Raw genomic sequence first — 14973 nt, 5'->3', positions numbered from 1 at the left:
ATTAAAATTAATCCCTAAAAATTAAATACGAAACCTACTTTGAAATTTCTTCCCAAAGTGCTGTATCCAATATTTTCTACAAAATTTACATTAAATACATTATTCACTGAACCAAAAACAGACAAGCTATTTTTTACTAATTCGTATCGAGCTAAAGTATGTAACAATTGATATGAACCTAGATTAACATTTGCTAAAGCAAAAGTATTTCCATCAAAAAAAGCATCTTTTCTAGCATCCACATATTGGTAATTCATGTTCCAATAAAAACGATCTGAGATTTTAAAATCTAATGATGAATTGATTTTGTTTTTAGGAATTAATCGATTTAAGGCTTCGTCTACATAAGTAAATGTATAATTCCAATTCCATGTGATGGAGTTGCTTACAATAAATTGGAATTCAGATTCAATTCCTTTGGCTCTATTCAGCCCAACAATATTTACATAATTGGAATCAAAAGTACTCGGATTAAAATAAAATCCAATTGAATTAGTTTGTTCGCGATAAAACCCAACTACATTCCATCGTATTTTACTGTTTATTAATTGCGTTTCAAACCCCGCTTCAACTGTGCTGTTTTTTTCGGGTGTCAAATTTCTATTTCCAAATTGAGAATACAATTGGTATAAACTTGGAGTTACAAAAGCAGTACTGAACGAACTTACTAACTTAAACGGAAAAGACTTAAAATCAAAAGAAGGATTGATATTGTAGACTAATTGATTACCATACTCACTATGACTATTCCATCGAGCCCCAATATTCAAATTAAATCCAGATGTAGTTGTCAAAACTCCTGTGAAATAGGGATCAATCATATTAAATTTGGTATTCTCTCTAGCACTGTTTCCAAATGGAGTACTACTATTAGCATCATGAAACTGGTATTGAACACCCGAAACTAGATAGAAAGTTGGAGTAAATTTGTATTTATTATATCCATCAACTACTACAGTTCGAGATTCATATTCAGAAAAACCTACTGTATTAGAATACGAATCAAACTCGTTATAAGAACGAATAATTCTATTAAAACTAGAATTCAAAATGAATTCGCCCTTATCATATTGGAACTTTGGCATAAAGCCAAAACGAAATTGCTTCGAACTAGTTTTATTTTTTTCTGTATCGCTCATTCCTGTATTATCATAACCGCCATCATAATCATTTTTGATTTGATCGTAATTTCCAAAAAAATCAAATGACAATTTATCGGTTACGGCATAACCCACTTTGGCTAAATAATTCAAACGCGAAAAAGGATCATCTTCATACAAATCATCCGAATTAGTTGGAGCAATTTGAGACATTCCTTTTGTTTCTGTACTATTTAAAGAAGTGAAATAAGTAAGTTTTTTACTTGTTCCGTGTAAAGAAAAACCTTGATTAAAATCAGCTAATTTTTGACTTTGATGGGATGCTGTTGCGTTAGTTCCAGTATTTAGATAGGCATTTCCTGCAATCGACTTCTTACTCCCTTTCTTCAATTTAATAGAAATTACTCCTGTAGCAGCCCCAGAACCGTAAAGCGTGCTTGCTGCCCCTTTCATAATCTCAATGCTTTCTACTTGCTCCACTGGCAACAAACGCAAGTCATATTCCATATTTATTCCTGATGCATCGTTTACAGGGATTCCATCAATTAAAATCAAAACTTGATTGTTTTTTCCTCCCCTAATGTAATAGCCTAAATTTTTTCCAGCAACACTTTGATTGCCATTAATTTCTAGTCCCGCAACGGTGTTTAAAACGGCAGCGATACTTTGACCCAGTCTGTTCTTTAAATCCTCAGCGGTAATTTTTGAAATTACCTTTCCTGATTTTTCTTTGGCTAAAGCAAATTTAGAATCAGATACCACTACTTCTTGTAACTCGTTTTGAGAGTTAGCATTTTCTTTTTCTTGCGCAAAAGCACAAGCAGATACTAGCACAAACAATGCGCTAATCCGAACGTTTTTCTTGTTCATTATACATTAAACATTTTGCAACAGCTGAACTGTTACTTTACTAATAATGGGGAGAAAGGCATAGAATTACCCATACCCAAACCTTTTTTCCCGAAAGTTTGATACTCGATGTAATGGGCAGGTCTCCTGGCTTGCGTCTTGTTGTTCACCTTCTCATTCGCAAAGCGAACAATGGTTTTGTAGATAACAACAAGCTTTTTAGCTTACAGTTGCGGGTACAGCGTAAGATTTTTGAATTTTGATTGTTGAATTCTAAATTTCAGATGTTGTTAATTCAATCTAAAATCGTTAATCAGCGATCTTCAATCACTCACTTCCCTTTTAATGCTATTTTGAAAAACAAAAAAGCAACCTCAATACGAGTACAAAGATACCACTAAGATTGGGATAAAAAATTAAATTTGATTTTTAAATCCGTTTACACCTACCTTTGCATATCTTGTAATCAAAGCGATGAAATCATTTTTTTTAAAATTTATTTTCCTTTTGTATATTCTGCTTCTTGGCGGATGCAAACAAAATAGCGCCAATTCAGTAGTTTCAAAAAGAACTGCCAAAAATGAAATTCAGCACGCTAAAGGATTAGAAATATACCATTACCAAGGTTATTCTATTCTAAAGATTACACGTCCTTGGCCTGATGCCAAGACACCATTTACTTATATTTTACAAGAAAAAAATGGCAGTATTCCCGATAGCTTACAACAATACACACGAATTTCAGTTCCCATTCAATCCATAGTAGTTACCTCTACAACACACATTCCAGCATTGGAATTATTAGGCGTTGAGAATACCTTGGTAGGTTTTCCCAATACTGATTTTATTTCATCGGCAAAAACCAGAAAGCGAATTGACGCTGGACTTTTGAAGGAAGTAGGAACCAATGAAACCTTAAATACAGAAATACTAATTGATATGGCTCCGGAGGTTATTGTGAGTTTCGGTTTGAACAATAGTAATCCAACTTTGGATAACTTACAAAAGAGTGGTTTAAAAGTCCTTTTAAATGGCGATTGGAATGAACAATCTCCGCTAGGCAAAGCAGAATGGATCAAGTTTTTTGGTGCTTTGTATAGTTTGGATGCCAAAGCCAAAGCAATTTTTTCCTCCATCGAAAAAGAATACCAAACCACTTTGGCTTTAGCCAAAAAAGCAAAGCAAAAACCGACCGTTTTGAGTGGCGCTATGTACCAAGATCAATGGTTTGTTCCCCAAGGCGAAAGTTGGATGGCTTTATTTCTTAAAGAAGCGCAATCCAATTATTTATGGGCAAATACAACTGGGACTGGAAGTTTGACTTTGCCGTTTGAAACGATTCTCGAAAAAGCACAAAAAGCAGAATTTTGGATTGCTCCAGGTGATTTTACTTCTCTAAAAGAGATGAATAACAGCAATCCGCATTATGCAAAATTTGACGCGTTTAAAAATAAAAAAGTATATTCGTACGCTTTACACAAAGGCGCTAAAGGTGGAATTTTGTTTTTCGAATGGTCTTCTACTCGACCAGATTGGGTATTGAAAGATTTGATTGCTATTTTTCATCCTGAACTGCTACCAAAACATCATCCGTATTTTTTTGAGAAATTAAATTAATTTGAATACAACTAAACGAAATACGTTACTCTTTATTTTCCTGAGCATAGGATTGGTTTTTCTATTTCTAATAGATATCAGTTTAGGTGCCGTTGCTATTCCTTTAAAAGAGGTATGCAACAGTTTAATTGGTTCGGGTGCAAGTAAATCTTCTTGGGAATACATCATTATGGATTACCGCTTACCCAAAGCGATTGTAGCAATCCTTGTTGGTATGGGATTATCGATTAGCGGCCTTTTAATGCAGACATTGTTTCGAAATCCACTAGCAGGGCCTTATGTTCTGGGACTGAGCTCGGGAGCGAGTTTAGGTGTAGCATTAGTGATATTAGGTTCGGCATTTTTACCTTCTTTTGCAAGTAAATTGGTACTTTCTTCTTACGGAATAGTTATCGCATCAAGCTTAGGTAGTTTCCTAGTTTTGTTAGCCGTTTTGGCTGTTGCCCAACGATTGCGAGACACCATGGCGATTCTAATTGTTGGATTAATGTTTGGTAGTTTAACCAACGCTTTAGTGGGTACACTCACCTATTTTAGTACGGCTGAGCAATTGCAAAAATTCACTTTTTGGTCTTTAGGAACTTTAGGTAATTTATCTTGGACTTCAATTGCTATTTTATCTGTTTGTGTTTTGATTGGATTACTATTGAGTTTGGTTAGCATCAAACCATTAAACACCTTGCTTTTAGGCGAAAATTATGCGAAGAGTTTGGGATTGAATTATACTAAAGCGCGTTTCATCATCATCTTAGCTACCAGTATTTTAGCAGGAAGTATTACCGCTTTTGCGGGGCCAATCGCTTTTGTAGGTTTGGCTGTACCGCATATTGCCAAATTAGCTTTTCAAACGAGTAATCACTTGATTTTATTTTGGAGTACAGTGTTATTTGGCGCCATGATTATGTTGATTTGTGATAGTATTTCTCAGTTACCTAATTCAGCAATTGTAATTCCTATCAATGCAATAACTTCTATTTTAGGCGCACCAATTGTAATTTGGTTACTCATCCGCAAACGTAAAATGATGAACTAATGGAGAAAACATTTATTTTACAAGCAACAGATATCAGCATAGGCTATTCCAACAAAAAGGAAACTACCACAGTAGCATCAGAAGTTTCTGTTTCCTTAGAAAAAGGAAAATTGACCGCTTTGATTGGGGCTAATGGAATTGGAAAATCAACACTTTTGCGAACCTTAATTGGTATTCAATCACCTCTTTCTGGAAAAGTCCTTTTAGAGAATAAAGACATTCATTCCATTAATAATTTGACTTTAGCCCAACACTTAAGTGTGGTATTAACCGACAAATTACCTCCAAGTAATTTAACTGTTTTTGAACTCGTTGCTCTAGGAAGACAACCGTATACGAATTGGATTGGGAAACTTACTACAGAAGATATTGAAAAAGTAAAGGAAGCTTTAGAACTGACACAAATTACTCATCTTGCTGACAAAAAACATGATGAAATTAGCGATGGACAATTGCAAATTGTACTTATTGCAAGAGCATTGGCACAAGATACTCCGCTTATTGTTTTAGACGAACCCACTACCCATTTGGATTTATTGCATAAAGTAACACTCTTAAAGCTCTTGAAAAAATTGACTCAAGAAACTGGAAAGTCCATTTTGTTTTCTACTCACGATATTGATATGGCTATCCAATTGAGTGATGAAATGATTATTATGACTCCCGAATCAGTGGTACAAGACCAACCTTGTAATTTGATAATGAAAGGAAGTTTCAATACCTTATTTCAGGATGAACATATTCTTTTTGACGCCGAAAAAGGAAAATTCGTTATCAAAGGATAATAATTTTAAGACTTCAAACCGATTTGTCTTTTGGCTTCGCCAATAACAAAAGCCACCGAATTAGCGACGTTAAAACTTCGAATTAATGATGACATTGGAATGGTTAAATGATTGTCAAACAGATTTAAAACTTCTTCGCTTAAACCTACACTTTCTTTACCAAACACTAACCAATCTCCATCTTGAAATTGAGTTTCCAAATACGATTTTGAAGCACGAGCACTCATCAAAAATACTCGAGAACGATCTGGAATTTGATTCAGCCATTCGTCAACATTTTGATATTCAGCGACATCCAAATGGACCCAATAATCCAAACCCGAACGTTTTAAATTTTTATCATTGATTACAAATCCAAAGGGATGAATTAAATGCAATTTACTTTCAGTTCCAACACAAAGTCGGCCAATATTGCCTGTGTTATTTGGTATTTCTGGTTCTACCAATACGATGTTTAACATATATTTATTTATTTTCTATTTGAAAATCAGCTACTTCAATAACTTCGCCTGCCTGTAAGTCATTCAAACGTACATTTCCCACACGAACACGTACTAAACGCAAAGTAGGAAAACCTACACAAGCTGTCATTTTACGAACCTGTCTGAACTTCCCTTCATTAATCGTAATGGAAACCCAAGAAGTAGGTCCGTGACGTTCATCTCGAATTTTTTTTCCTCTATAGCCAAAAGCAGGAACTTCATGAATTAAAAAGGCTTTGCAGGGTTTAGTGATGTATTTTTTACCGTTAAATCCTATTTCAACACCTTTTTGCAATTGTTCCACCGCTTCTTGATGAATTACACCATCTACTTGCACATAGTATTCTTTTTCCACTTTTTTGCTACGAACAATTTCGCTCATCATACCGTCCGTAGTCAACAATAATAAACCTTCCGAATCTTCATCCAAACGACCGATAGCCATTGTGCCTTCTGGAAATGGGTATAACTCTCCCAAAAGTCGTTTCTTTCTTTTTAATTCATACACAAACTGACTCAAATAGCCGTAGGGTTTATGAATAATAAAATGCTGATGCGACATATGGATTCAATTTGCAGCAAAAGTACATTATTATTGAAGAAAAAATAATTATTTTAAAGCAGCAAATTCAGAGAATTCCCTACTTTTACTACTTACTAAATTCATCCTTTTTATGACAGCTATTCTTCCTGTTTTATTCAGTTTTATAATCGCATTAGCCATTGGGATTTACATTGGCAAACTCATTTTCTCTGCTAAAATGCAAGCTGAAAAAATTAGTTTGGAAGAAAAAGTTTTGGCAAGTCAAGCTCAAATTCAAAACTTGAAAGAAATCCTAGAAAAAGAAAGAAGCGAGAAAGAAGTGATTCGTAACGAGAAGGACAGTTTGGCTATTCAATTGTCTAAAAAAGAAGTTGATTTTGAAAATCTTTGGGAACGCAATAAAGAACAAAAACAAGAAGTAGAACAGCTTCAGGAAAAATTCACTAAAGAATTCGAGAATTTAGCCAACAAAATATTAGACGAAAAATCGAATAAATTTACCGAACAGAATAAAGAAAACATGCAAAATATCTTGACGCCGCTACAAGATAAAATTCAATTATTCGAAAAGAAAGTCGAAGACACTCACAAGGAAAGTATCGATTATCACGCGGCGCTTCGTCAACAAATTCTGGGCTTACGTGAAATGAATCTTCAAATGAGCAAAGAAACCATTAACCTAACAAAGGCCTTAAAAGGAGACAGTAAAATGCAAGGTAATTGGGGCGAATTGGTATTAGAGCGCGTTTTAGAAAAATCAGGTTTAGAAAAAGGACGTGAATACGAAGTGCAACAAGCCTTTACAACAGAGGAAGGTAATCGTGTATTTCCAGACGTAGTAATTAATTTGCCGGATGGCAAAAAAATGATTGTCGATTCAAAAGTATCGCTGACCGCATACGAAAAATACATCAACGAGGAAGACGAAGAATTGAAATCCAACTACCTCAAAGAACACGTCAACTCGATCAAACGTCACGTAGAACAATTGGGAAACAAAAATTACCAAGACTTGTACCAAATTGAAAGTCCTGATTTTGTGTTGCTATTTATTCCAATCGAACCGGCATTTGCTATGGCATTAAACGAAGACACTTCATTGTACAACAAGGCTTTTGAAAAAAATATTGTCATCGTAACTCCAGCTACTTTATTAGCTACTTTACGAACTATTGATAGTATGTGGACCAATCAAAAACAACAAGAAAATGCGTTAGAAATTGCGCGTCAAGCAGGAGCTTTGTATGATAAATTTGAAGGTTTCGTTGCTGATTTAATTAAAATTGGAAAGAAAATTGACGAAAGTAAAGTCGAATATGCTGGCGCAATGAATAAGTTAGTAGAAGGTAAAGGAAACTTAATCAGCAGTGTGGAACGTTTGAAAAAAATGGGAGCCAAAGCTAAAAAAGCATTGCCAGAAAATATCATCAATCGCGCTGAAACAGATGAAAATCAATTGGAATCATAAACCAATAGTTGTATAATTGTGAAAGAGTAACTACCATGCTTTAATACAAACCAAAACCCTACTTTTTTTATTCAACTATTTATTGTAAATTGTAGTTTAAATTTTTGAATTATGAGAAAAATAATTTCAATAATAATACTATTCAATTGCATCTATGTATTGGCACAAAAGAAGTTAGAAACAACTTCAGGAAAAGTATTTTTTGAAGCTTCAGTGCCTTTATTTGAGGAAATCAGTGCTGTAAACAATGCTGTAAATTGTACGCTGAATCTAAAAGACAACTCTATTGTATTTTCCTTAAAAATAAAAGATTTTAAATTCAAAAGAGATTTAATGCATACTCACTTCAATGAAATTTATTTGGAAAGTGATAAATATCCTAGGGCTACTTTTAAAGGGGTAGTACCCAATTTTGATCTCGACAAAATTTCGCCGGAGGGGACTTTTTTAAAGATAAATGGTACCATTAAAATTCACGGAGTTTCAAAACCAATCACTGTTTCTGGAATCTTCAAAAAAACAAAAAATCAACTACAGGTTACAGCTGATTTTATACTTAATACTGATGATTTTGAAATCAAAATTCCTAGTATGATTTTACCTAAAATATCCAAAAAAGTCCAAACACATCTTGAATGTTTCTTGCAATAAATTATTTATCCAAACAATTTTTTAAAGCGAGATTCAATTGTGTAAATTCAAACTTAAAACCAATAGCCTCTATTTTGTTTGATGTTACTCTACGTCCTGTAAGCACTAATTGTGCCATTTCTCCTAAAACAATTTGCAGTAAAAATGCAGGAACATTTGGCAACCAAATACTATAACCCAAAATTGAAGCTAAAGTCTTTGAGAAAATCGAATTCGTAGTACCATCATTAATGGCTGCATTGTAGGGTCCTTGAACTTCAGGATTGATTATTGCCTCCAAATAAATTCGGCATAAATCATCAATATGTATCCATGGCATAAATTGTTTTCCTGAACCAATAGCACTACCCAATCTCAATTTGAAAAGTGGAACTAATTGCTGTAAAACACCATCGCCTTTTCCTAAAACCAAACCCGTACGAATGTATACTGTACGAATACCTAAATCACGTATAGGTTGAGCAGCCGATTCCCATTTCTGGCATACCGTTCCCAAAAAGTCATTGGCAGCAGGAGTAGTTTCAGAACATAAAACATCATCAGTAATAGCTCCATAAATTCCAACACCCGAAGCTGAAATAAAAGCATCCAGTTGTTTGTTGTATTTTTGTAAAGTAGCCAACAGTAATTGAGTAGATTGTTCTCTACTGTCTAGAATTGCTTTCTTTCGATTCCTTGTCCAGCGTTTAGCGCCTATATTTTCTCCAGCTAAGTGTACAATATAATTGGCGCCTAAAATAGCTTGTTCGTCAATTGTTCCATCTTCAACATTCCATTGAGCATAGGAAACTCCAGCTGAATATTCTTTAGCAGTACGACTTAGAATCGTTACTGAATATCCGTTATCTAACAGTAATTGGGTTAATTTTTTACCAACAAAACCTGTACCACCCGTAACTACAACATTTTTTCTATCTTCTAACATAATGTGGTTTGAATTATTTTAATACAAATATATGAAAATATTTTGTTTAACTTTATTACAATATTGTTAAACATTTTGTATCTTTATGCTCTAATTTGAAAAGCAATCAAAATGGCTACTAAAAAATCTACTCTAACTAAAGAAAAAGTAATTTCATTCTATATGCAAAGTACTTTAGAGCACAATTCAAAACCTAAATCAGTATTTCATTTTGCAAAAGAAAATGGATTTACAGAAGCTGAATTCTATACATTTTTTGGCGGTATGGAAGGAATTGAGAAGGAAGTGTTCAATCAATTTCTATCTAAGACAATTGAATTATTAGAAAAAGATAAAGATTACGAATACTACGATATGAAAAGTAAAATGCTTAGTTTTTACTTCACCTTCTTTGAATTACTGACGGCAAACAGAAGTTATGTAGTCCTTAGCTTAAAAGAAAATAGCACTATGCTAAAAGGATTAATGCAACTAAGCGGTTTGAGAAATGGTTTCAAAGACTTTGTTAGTTCTATTATTTCGGATGAATACCGATTGAAACAAGAACGTTTTCAAGACATCCAGGAAAAGGCGTTGCAAGAATCAGCTTGGATTCAGTTGTTAATGACATTAAAGTTTTGGCTGGACGACACTTCAGCTGCATTTGAAAAAACAGACATCTATATTGAAAAATCCGTGAAGGCGTCGTTTGAATTAATGAATACTGCTCCGTTAGAAAGTCTAATTGATTTCGGGAAATTTCTTTTTAAAGAAAAAATACAACACAACTAAATGAAAACTATTGATTATATTCCTACTTCTAAAATCCAACGTGCTAGTAAATTAGTACAAACAGGTGCCAAAGTAGGTGTTAATTATTTAAAATATTATGGCGAAAAAGTAGTGAATCCTTCACTCAATCGTGATAAATTAAATGAAGATAACGCTGAGGATATTTATGATGGACTGAAAAGTTTGAAAGGAAGCGCCTTGAAAGTAGCACAGATGTTGAGTATGGATAAAAGTTTCCTTCCTCAAGCCTATGTGGAAAAATTTTCATTGTCTCAATTTTCAGTTCCGCCACTTTCAGCACCTTTAGTGTTAAAAACATTCAAATCGAATTTAGGCAAAACACCTTATGAAATCTTTGACGAGTTCAATCCAAACTCAGTCAATGCAGCGAGTATTGGTCAAGTCCATTTGGCAGTTAAAGATGGTAAAAAATTGGCCGTAAAAATCCAGTATCCAGGAGTGGCAAATAGTATTTCTTCTGATTTGGCTTTGGTGAAACCAATTGCTATTCGAATGTTTAATTTACAAGGCAAAGATTCAGATAAATATTTCAAAGAAGTTGAAGACAAGTTAATTGAAGAAACCAACTATTTATTAGAACTAAAACAAAGTCAGGAAATCGTAGCGGCTTGTTCTAAAATAAATCACTTGGTTTTTCCAAACTATTACAGTGACTATTCTTCTGAGAAAATAATTACTATGGATTGGATGACAGGATTACACTTGTCTGAGTTTACGAAGGAAAATACCAATGGTGAAATTGGAAATCAGTTAGGACAAGCATTATGGGATTTTTATATGTATCAAATACATGTCTTGCGCAAAGTGCATGCCGACCCTCATCCAGGAAATTTCTTAGTTAACGAAAATAATGAGCTAATTGCTCTAGATTTTGGATGTATGAAAGCCATTCCAAAAGAGTTTTACACGCCTTATTTTGAGTTAATTAAAAAAGAGGTCATTGATAATCAAGTGCTTTTTAACGAAAAATTATTCGAATTAGAAATTTTACGTATTGATGATACTCCTGAAGAAGTAGCTTATTTTACTTCCATGTTCTATGACTTGCTAACATTATTTACTAAGCCTTTTCAATCGGAAACTTTTGATTTTTCTGACGAAATGTTTTTTGAAAAAATAGCACAATTAGGAGAGCGTTTTGCCAATGATACCAATCTTAGAAAAATGAATGGAAATCGTGGATCTAAACATTTTATCTACATGAACAGAACCTTCTTTGGTTTGTACAACTTACTATTTGATTTAAAAGCTGAGATTGTAGTACATAACTATCAGAAATATAGCTAATGAAAAGAGAATTAACTGATATCGATAAAGACCGCATCATTGAAATGGCTTGGGAAGACCGAACAACTTTTGATGCCATTTTACTGCAGTTTGGTTTAAAAGAACAAGAAGTTATTGACTTAATGCGTGCCGAGATGAAACCTTCAAGTTTTAGAATGTGGCGTGCAAGAGTTCAGGGTAGAAAAACCAAACATGAAAAATTACGCGATTTTAGAGAAGGCCGTTTTAAATGTACGCGCCAAAGACAAATAAACAACAACAAAATAGCAAAACGATAAATAATTTAATTAATGAAAAATATACTCATAGTTGGAGGAAGTAAAGGAATTGGTAATGCCATTTTGTTACAACAATTGGAAAAAAATAAGGTGTATACAATCAGTCGTACTGCTCCTGAAATGAGCCATCCAAATCTAGTACATTTCAGTTTAGATGTATTGCAAGATGCATTACCAGAAATCGAAAGTTTGGACACTTTGATTTACTGTCCAGGATCTATTACTTTAAAACCAATTGGTAGCTTAAGTATTGATGATTTTAGAAATGACTTTGAAATCAATGTAATTGGAGCAGTAAAAGTGATTCAAAAATACTTAGCTGCTTTGAAAAAGGGAAACCAACCTTCTATCCTATTGTTTAGTACCGTGGCAGCTAAATTAGGAATGCCTTTTCATGCCAGTATTGCAACAGCAAAAGCGGGTGTAGAAGGATTAGTTAAATCTCTTGGTGCAGAATTAGCATCTAGTATTCGTATCAATGCTATTGCACCAACGATTACCGAAACCACATTGGCTGCAGGGATTTTAAGAAACGACCGAATGAAAGAAAATATGGTAGAACGCCATCCTATGAAAGGCTATTTACAGCCACAAGAAGTAGCTGAAATGGCAGATTTCTTGATTTCAGAAAAAGCAAAATCAATTTCCGGACAAATTTTTGAAATGGATTACGGTATTGTCAGTTTTAAAATATAATTAAATATCCCTACATCAATTTACATGAAAAATTACGAAAAAATAGAACAATACAATACTGAGGTTACTGAACTACTTTCTAATAATTATAAAACGATTATTGAAAATTTAGGAGAAGATGTTACGCGCGAAGGATTAGAGAAAACACCTGAACGAGTAGCAAAAGCGATGCAATATTTAACTCATGGTTACGAACTAGATCCATTAGAAATATTAAAATCAGCCTTGTTTACTGAAGACCATCAACAAATGATTGTGGTGAAAGACATTGAAGTGTATTCTATGTGTGAGCACCATATGTTGCCTTTCTTTGGGAAAGCACATGTAGCCTATATTCCCAACGGGAAAATTGTTGGCTTAAGTAAAATCCCTAGAATCGTTGATGCATTTGCAAGAAGAATGCAAGTTCAAGAACGTTTGACAGATCAAATTAAATGTTGTATTCAAGAGGCATTAGAACCCCTTGGTGTAGCGGTAGTTATAGAAGCACAACACATGTGTATGCAAATGCGTGGCATTCAAAAACAGAATTCAGTTACAACCACTTCATCGTTTACTGGAGCTTTTGAAAAAGACAAAACGCGTAAAGAGTTTATTAGCTTAATTACAAGTAAATTGAGTTAATATATTAGTTGTTTTTTAGGTTAGAGTTAGGTTGGAACTCCCGAATTACTAAAAACAGTTTTCGGGAGTTTTTTTTATAAAGCTATTTTAGAATCCCTGCTTTATAAGTCGCAATAGCGCGATCTCTAGCCATAGCATGATCTACCATAGGTTGGTCATAACCCAAATCAAATTCTTTAACCCACTGTCGAATATAAATTCCCTTTTCGTCAAATTTTTTCTGCTGAATTTCAGGATTAAAAACTCTAAAATAAGGAGCTGCATCACAACCAGTTCCAGCTGCCCACTGCCAATTTCCAACATTAGATGCCATTTCGTAATCTAATAACTTTTCAGCAAAATAGGCTTCGCCCCACTGCCATTCGATTAATAAATGCTTGCATAGAAAACTTGCGACTACCATACGAACTCGATTGTGCATATAACCCGTTTCGTTGAGCTGACGCATTCCAGCATCTACCATTGGATATCCTGTTCTACCCTCACACCAACGCTTGAATTCAGATTCGTCATTGCGCCATTGAATACCATCGTAAGCCGACTTAAAATTCTTATTTTGAACTTTAGGAAAATGATATAAAATTTGCATGAAAAATTCTCTCCATATCAATTCACTCAAAAAAACATCATTTTTACGTACCGCCCAATTGACTAATTTACGAACACTAACGGTTCCAAAACGCAAATGAGGTGACAAATAAGATGTGCTATCTAAAGCTGGAAAATCTCTTGTTTCGTGATAGGTAGCAACCAATTTTAAATTGTGAGGTTTTACTTTAATCGAACTTGGAGCAAAACCAATTTCTTCCAAAGAAAGAACATCTAATTTACTTTTGAAAAAATTAGAAAAATACGGACTAGCATCGTATTCAATAACTGGTGCTATAGTTTTGTATTTTTCCAACCATTTATTTTTAAAGGGAGTGTATACAGTATAGGGTAACCCATCTGATTTGACAATTTCTTCTTTTTCAAAAATGACTTGATCTTTATAGGTCGCTACTTCTACTCCATTTGATTGAAGAATATCAGTTACCGCTGCATCACGTTGCATGGCATTGGGTTCGTAATCTTTATTCCAAACTACTTCTTGAATGGCATACTCTTGAAGTAATGCTTCCCAAACTAATTCAGGCTTTCCCTTAAGAACCAAAAGAGAACTAGCTGTTTCTTGTAATTTAAGATGAATTTTAGAAAGTGATTCGTGAATAAAACCAACTCTTGGATCATTTTTTGGTAAACGTTCCAAAATAGTTTCGTCAAAAATAAATAATGGAATTACTGGATATTTTGATTGTAAAGCATGGAACAAACCTACATTATCTTCCAAACGTAAATCACGTCGAAACCAAAAAAAAACAACTTCTTGTTTAGTCATTATTTTGCATTAAATAATTCGTCTACTTTGATTGTTCGGTAGTTAAAAATGGATTTTAGTTTGTTTTTCACTATCAAAGCATTCATGATTCTACCCAAAAAACCTAATGGTAAGGCATAATGAATCAAGTCTGTCATAAGGACTCCATTGTCTTTTTCTTCAAAAAAATGCTTGTGATGCCAAAGTGTATAAGGTCCGAAACGCTGTTCGTCTACAAAATAACTTTCCTCCTTTACAACAGTTATAACAGTCATCCAACTTAATTTAATTCCAAAAAGTGGAGAAACTTTATATTGTATAATTTGTCCCGCATACATACTTTTTTCATCAAAATCAGTGATTTCAAATCCCATATCAGTTGGTGTGATTTTTTGTAAATTTCTTGGATTTGAAAAAAAAGACCAACATTCTTGAATACTGGCATTAACAAACTGTTCTGCTTTTAATGAATATACTTTCATATG

16 protein-coding genes and 1 riboswitch are annotated in these 14973 nt (G+C 33.8%); of the genes, 10 read left to right on the top strand and 6 right to left on the bottom strand.

Translation table 11 applies throughout. The features are described from left to right. Positions 1 to 14: 14 nt before the first annotated feature. On the bottom strand, positions 15 to 1970 hold the full coding sequence (locus LPC20_RS06265; protein ID WP_229323589.1) for a TonB-dependent receptor plug domain-containing protein: 1956 nt from the start codon (positions 1968 to 1970) through the stop codon (positions 15 to 17). A gap of 97 nt (positions 1971 to 2067) precedes the next feature. Next, a riboswitch (cobalamin riboswitch) is annotated at positions 2068 to 2341 on the bottom strand. Positions 2342 to 2423: 82 nt separating this feature from the next. Here LPC20_RS06265 and LPC20_RS06260 point away from each other — a divergent pair. From LPC20_RS06260 to LPC20_RS06250, 3 genes are read left to right on the top strand one after another with little or no spacing between them, the layout of a single operon-like run. Next, complete coding sequence (locus LPC20_RS06260) at positions 2424 to 3566, top strand: ABC transporter substrate-binding protein (RefSeq protein ID WP_229323587.1); 1143 nt, start codon at positions 2424 to 2426, stop codon at positions 3564 to 3566. A gap of 1 nt (position 3567) precedes the next feature. After that, positions 3568 to 4599 (top strand): iron ABC transporter permease, encoded by a 1032-nt coding sequence (locus LPC20_RS06255; protein WP_229323585.1) that lies wholly within the window; start codon positions 3568 to 3570, stop codon positions 4597 to 4599. Further along, on the top strand, positions 4599 to 5384 hold the full coding sequence (locus LPC20_RS06250; RefSeq protein ID WP_229323583.1) for an ABC transporter ATP-binding protein: 786 nt from the start codon (positions 4599 to 4601) through the stop codon (positions 5382 to 5384). The genes LPC20_RS06255 and LPC20_RS06250 overlap by 1 nt, the downstream gene beginning before the upstream one ends. Before the next feature lie 5 nt (positions 5385 to 5389). On the opposite strand, the gene LPC20_RS06245 is transcribed toward LPC20_RS06250, so the two are convergent. After that, entirely contained in the window at positions 5390 to 5845 is a 456-nt protein-coding gene (locus LPC20_RS06245; protein ID WP_229323581.1) for a tRNA (cytidine(34)-2'-O)-methyltransferase, read from the bottom strand. A gap of 4 nt (positions 5846 to 5849) precedes the next feature. Next, positions 5850 to 6428: a pseudouridine synthase gene (locus tag LPC20_RS06240; RefSeq protein ID WP_229323580.1), complete on the bottom strand. Its 579-nt coding sequence runs from the start codon at positions 6426 to 6428 to the stop codon at positions 5850 to 5852. Positions 6429 to 6540: 112 nt separating this feature from the next. Here LPC20_RS06240 and LPC20_RS06235 point away from each other — a divergent pair, with 112 nt between their 5' ends. Both LPC20_RS06235 and LPC20_RS06230 read left to right on the top strand, forming a co-directional pair. Beyond that, positions 6541 to 7878 carry a DNA recombination protein RmuC gene (locus LPC20_RS06235; RefSeq protein WP_229323578.1) on the top strand — a complete coding sequence of 446 codons (1338 nt, stop codon included), beginning with the start codon at positions 6541 to 6543 and terminating at the stop codon, positions 7876 to 7878. A gap of 111 nt (positions 7879 to 7989) precedes the next feature. Then, positions 7990 to 8529 carry a YceI family protein gene (locus LPC20_RS06230; protein WP_229323576.1) on the top strand — a complete coding sequence of 180 codons (540 nt, stop codon included), beginning with the start codon at positions 7990 to 7992 and terminating at the stop codon, positions 8527 to 8529. Position 8530: 1 nt separating this feature from the next. Here LPC20_RS06230 and LPC20_RS06225 read toward each other — a convergent pair whose 3' ends face one another. After that, positions 8531 to 9454 carry a TIGR01777 family oxidoreductase gene (locus tag LPC20_RS06225; RefSeq protein ID WP_229323574.1) on the bottom strand — a complete coding sequence of 308 codons (924 nt, stop codon included), beginning with the start codon at positions 9452 to 9454 and terminating at the stop codon, positions 8531 to 8533. A 111-nt stretch (positions 9455 to 9565) separates the two neighbouring features. Between LPC20_RS06225 and LPC20_RS06220 the strand changes: the two genes are divergently transcribed. Genes LPC20_RS06220 through folE form a run of 5 tightly spaced genes read left to right on the top strand, consistent with a single transcriptional unit; the run spans position 9566 to position 13131 of the window. Further along, positions 9566 to 10225: a TetR family transcriptional regulator C-terminal domain-containing protein gene (locus LPC20_RS06220; RefSeq protein WP_229323572.1), complete on the top strand. Its 660-nt coding sequence runs from the start codon at positions 9566 to 9568 to the stop codon at positions 10223 to 10225. Then, complete coding sequence (locus tag LPC20_RS06215) at positions 10226 to 11533, top strand: ABC1 kinase family protein (protein WP_229323570.1); 1308 nt, start codon at positions 10226 to 10228, stop codon at positions 11531 to 11533. Continuing rightward, on the top strand, positions 11533 to 11811 hold the full coding sequence (locus LPC20_RS06210) for a TIGR03643 family protein (RefSeq protein WP_229323567.1): 279 nt from the start codon (positions 11533 to 11535) through the stop codon (positions 11809 to 11811). The genes LPC20_RS06215 and LPC20_RS06210 overlap by 1 nt, the downstream gene beginning before the upstream one ends. 12 nt (positions 11812 to 11823) lie before the next feature. Beyond that, positions 11824 to 12507 carry an SDR family NAD(P)-dependent oxidoreductase gene (locus tag LPC20_RS06205; protein WP_229323565.1) on the top strand — a complete coding sequence of 228 codons (684 nt, stop codon included), beginning with the start codon at positions 11824 to 11826 and terminating at the stop codon, positions 12505 to 12507. A 24-nt stretch (positions 12508 to 12531) separates the two neighbouring features. After that, positions 12532 to 13131 carry a GTP cyclohydrolase I FolE gene (gene folE, locus LPC20_RS06200; protein WP_229323563.1) on the top strand — a complete coding sequence of 200 codons (600 nt, stop codon included), beginning with the start codon at positions 12532 to 12534 and terminating at the stop codon, positions 13129 to 13131. 82 nt (positions 13132 to 13213) lie between these two features. Here the strand turns inward: folE and LPC20_RS06195 are convergent, their stop codons facing one another. Beyond that, on the bottom strand, positions 13214 to 14509 hold the full coding sequence (locus LPC20_RS06195; RefSeq protein ID WP_229323561.1) for a cryptochrome/photolyase family protein: 1296 nt from the start codon (positions 14507 to 14509) through the stop codon (positions 13214 to 13216). Then, positions 14509 to 14970 carry an SRPBCC family protein gene (locus LPC20_RS06190; protein ID WP_229323559.1) on the bottom strand — a complete coding sequence of 154 codons (462 nt, stop codon included), beginning with the start codon at positions 14968 to 14970 and terminating at the stop codon, positions 14509 to 14511. Before LPC20_RS06190 ends, LPC20_RS06195 begins: the two co-directional genes overlap by 1 nt. Positions 14971 to 14973 lie beyond the last annotated feature (3 nt).

The sequence above is a fragment of the Flavobacterium ammonificans genome, from assembly GCF_020886115.1.
GTDB lineage: Bacteria > Bacteroidota > Bacteroidia > Flavobacteriales > Flavobacteriaceae > Flavobacterium > Flavobacterium ammonificans.
The sequence above is the reverse complement of the archived record's forward strand: the minus strand, read 5'-3'. Positions and strand labels throughout refer to the sequence as shown.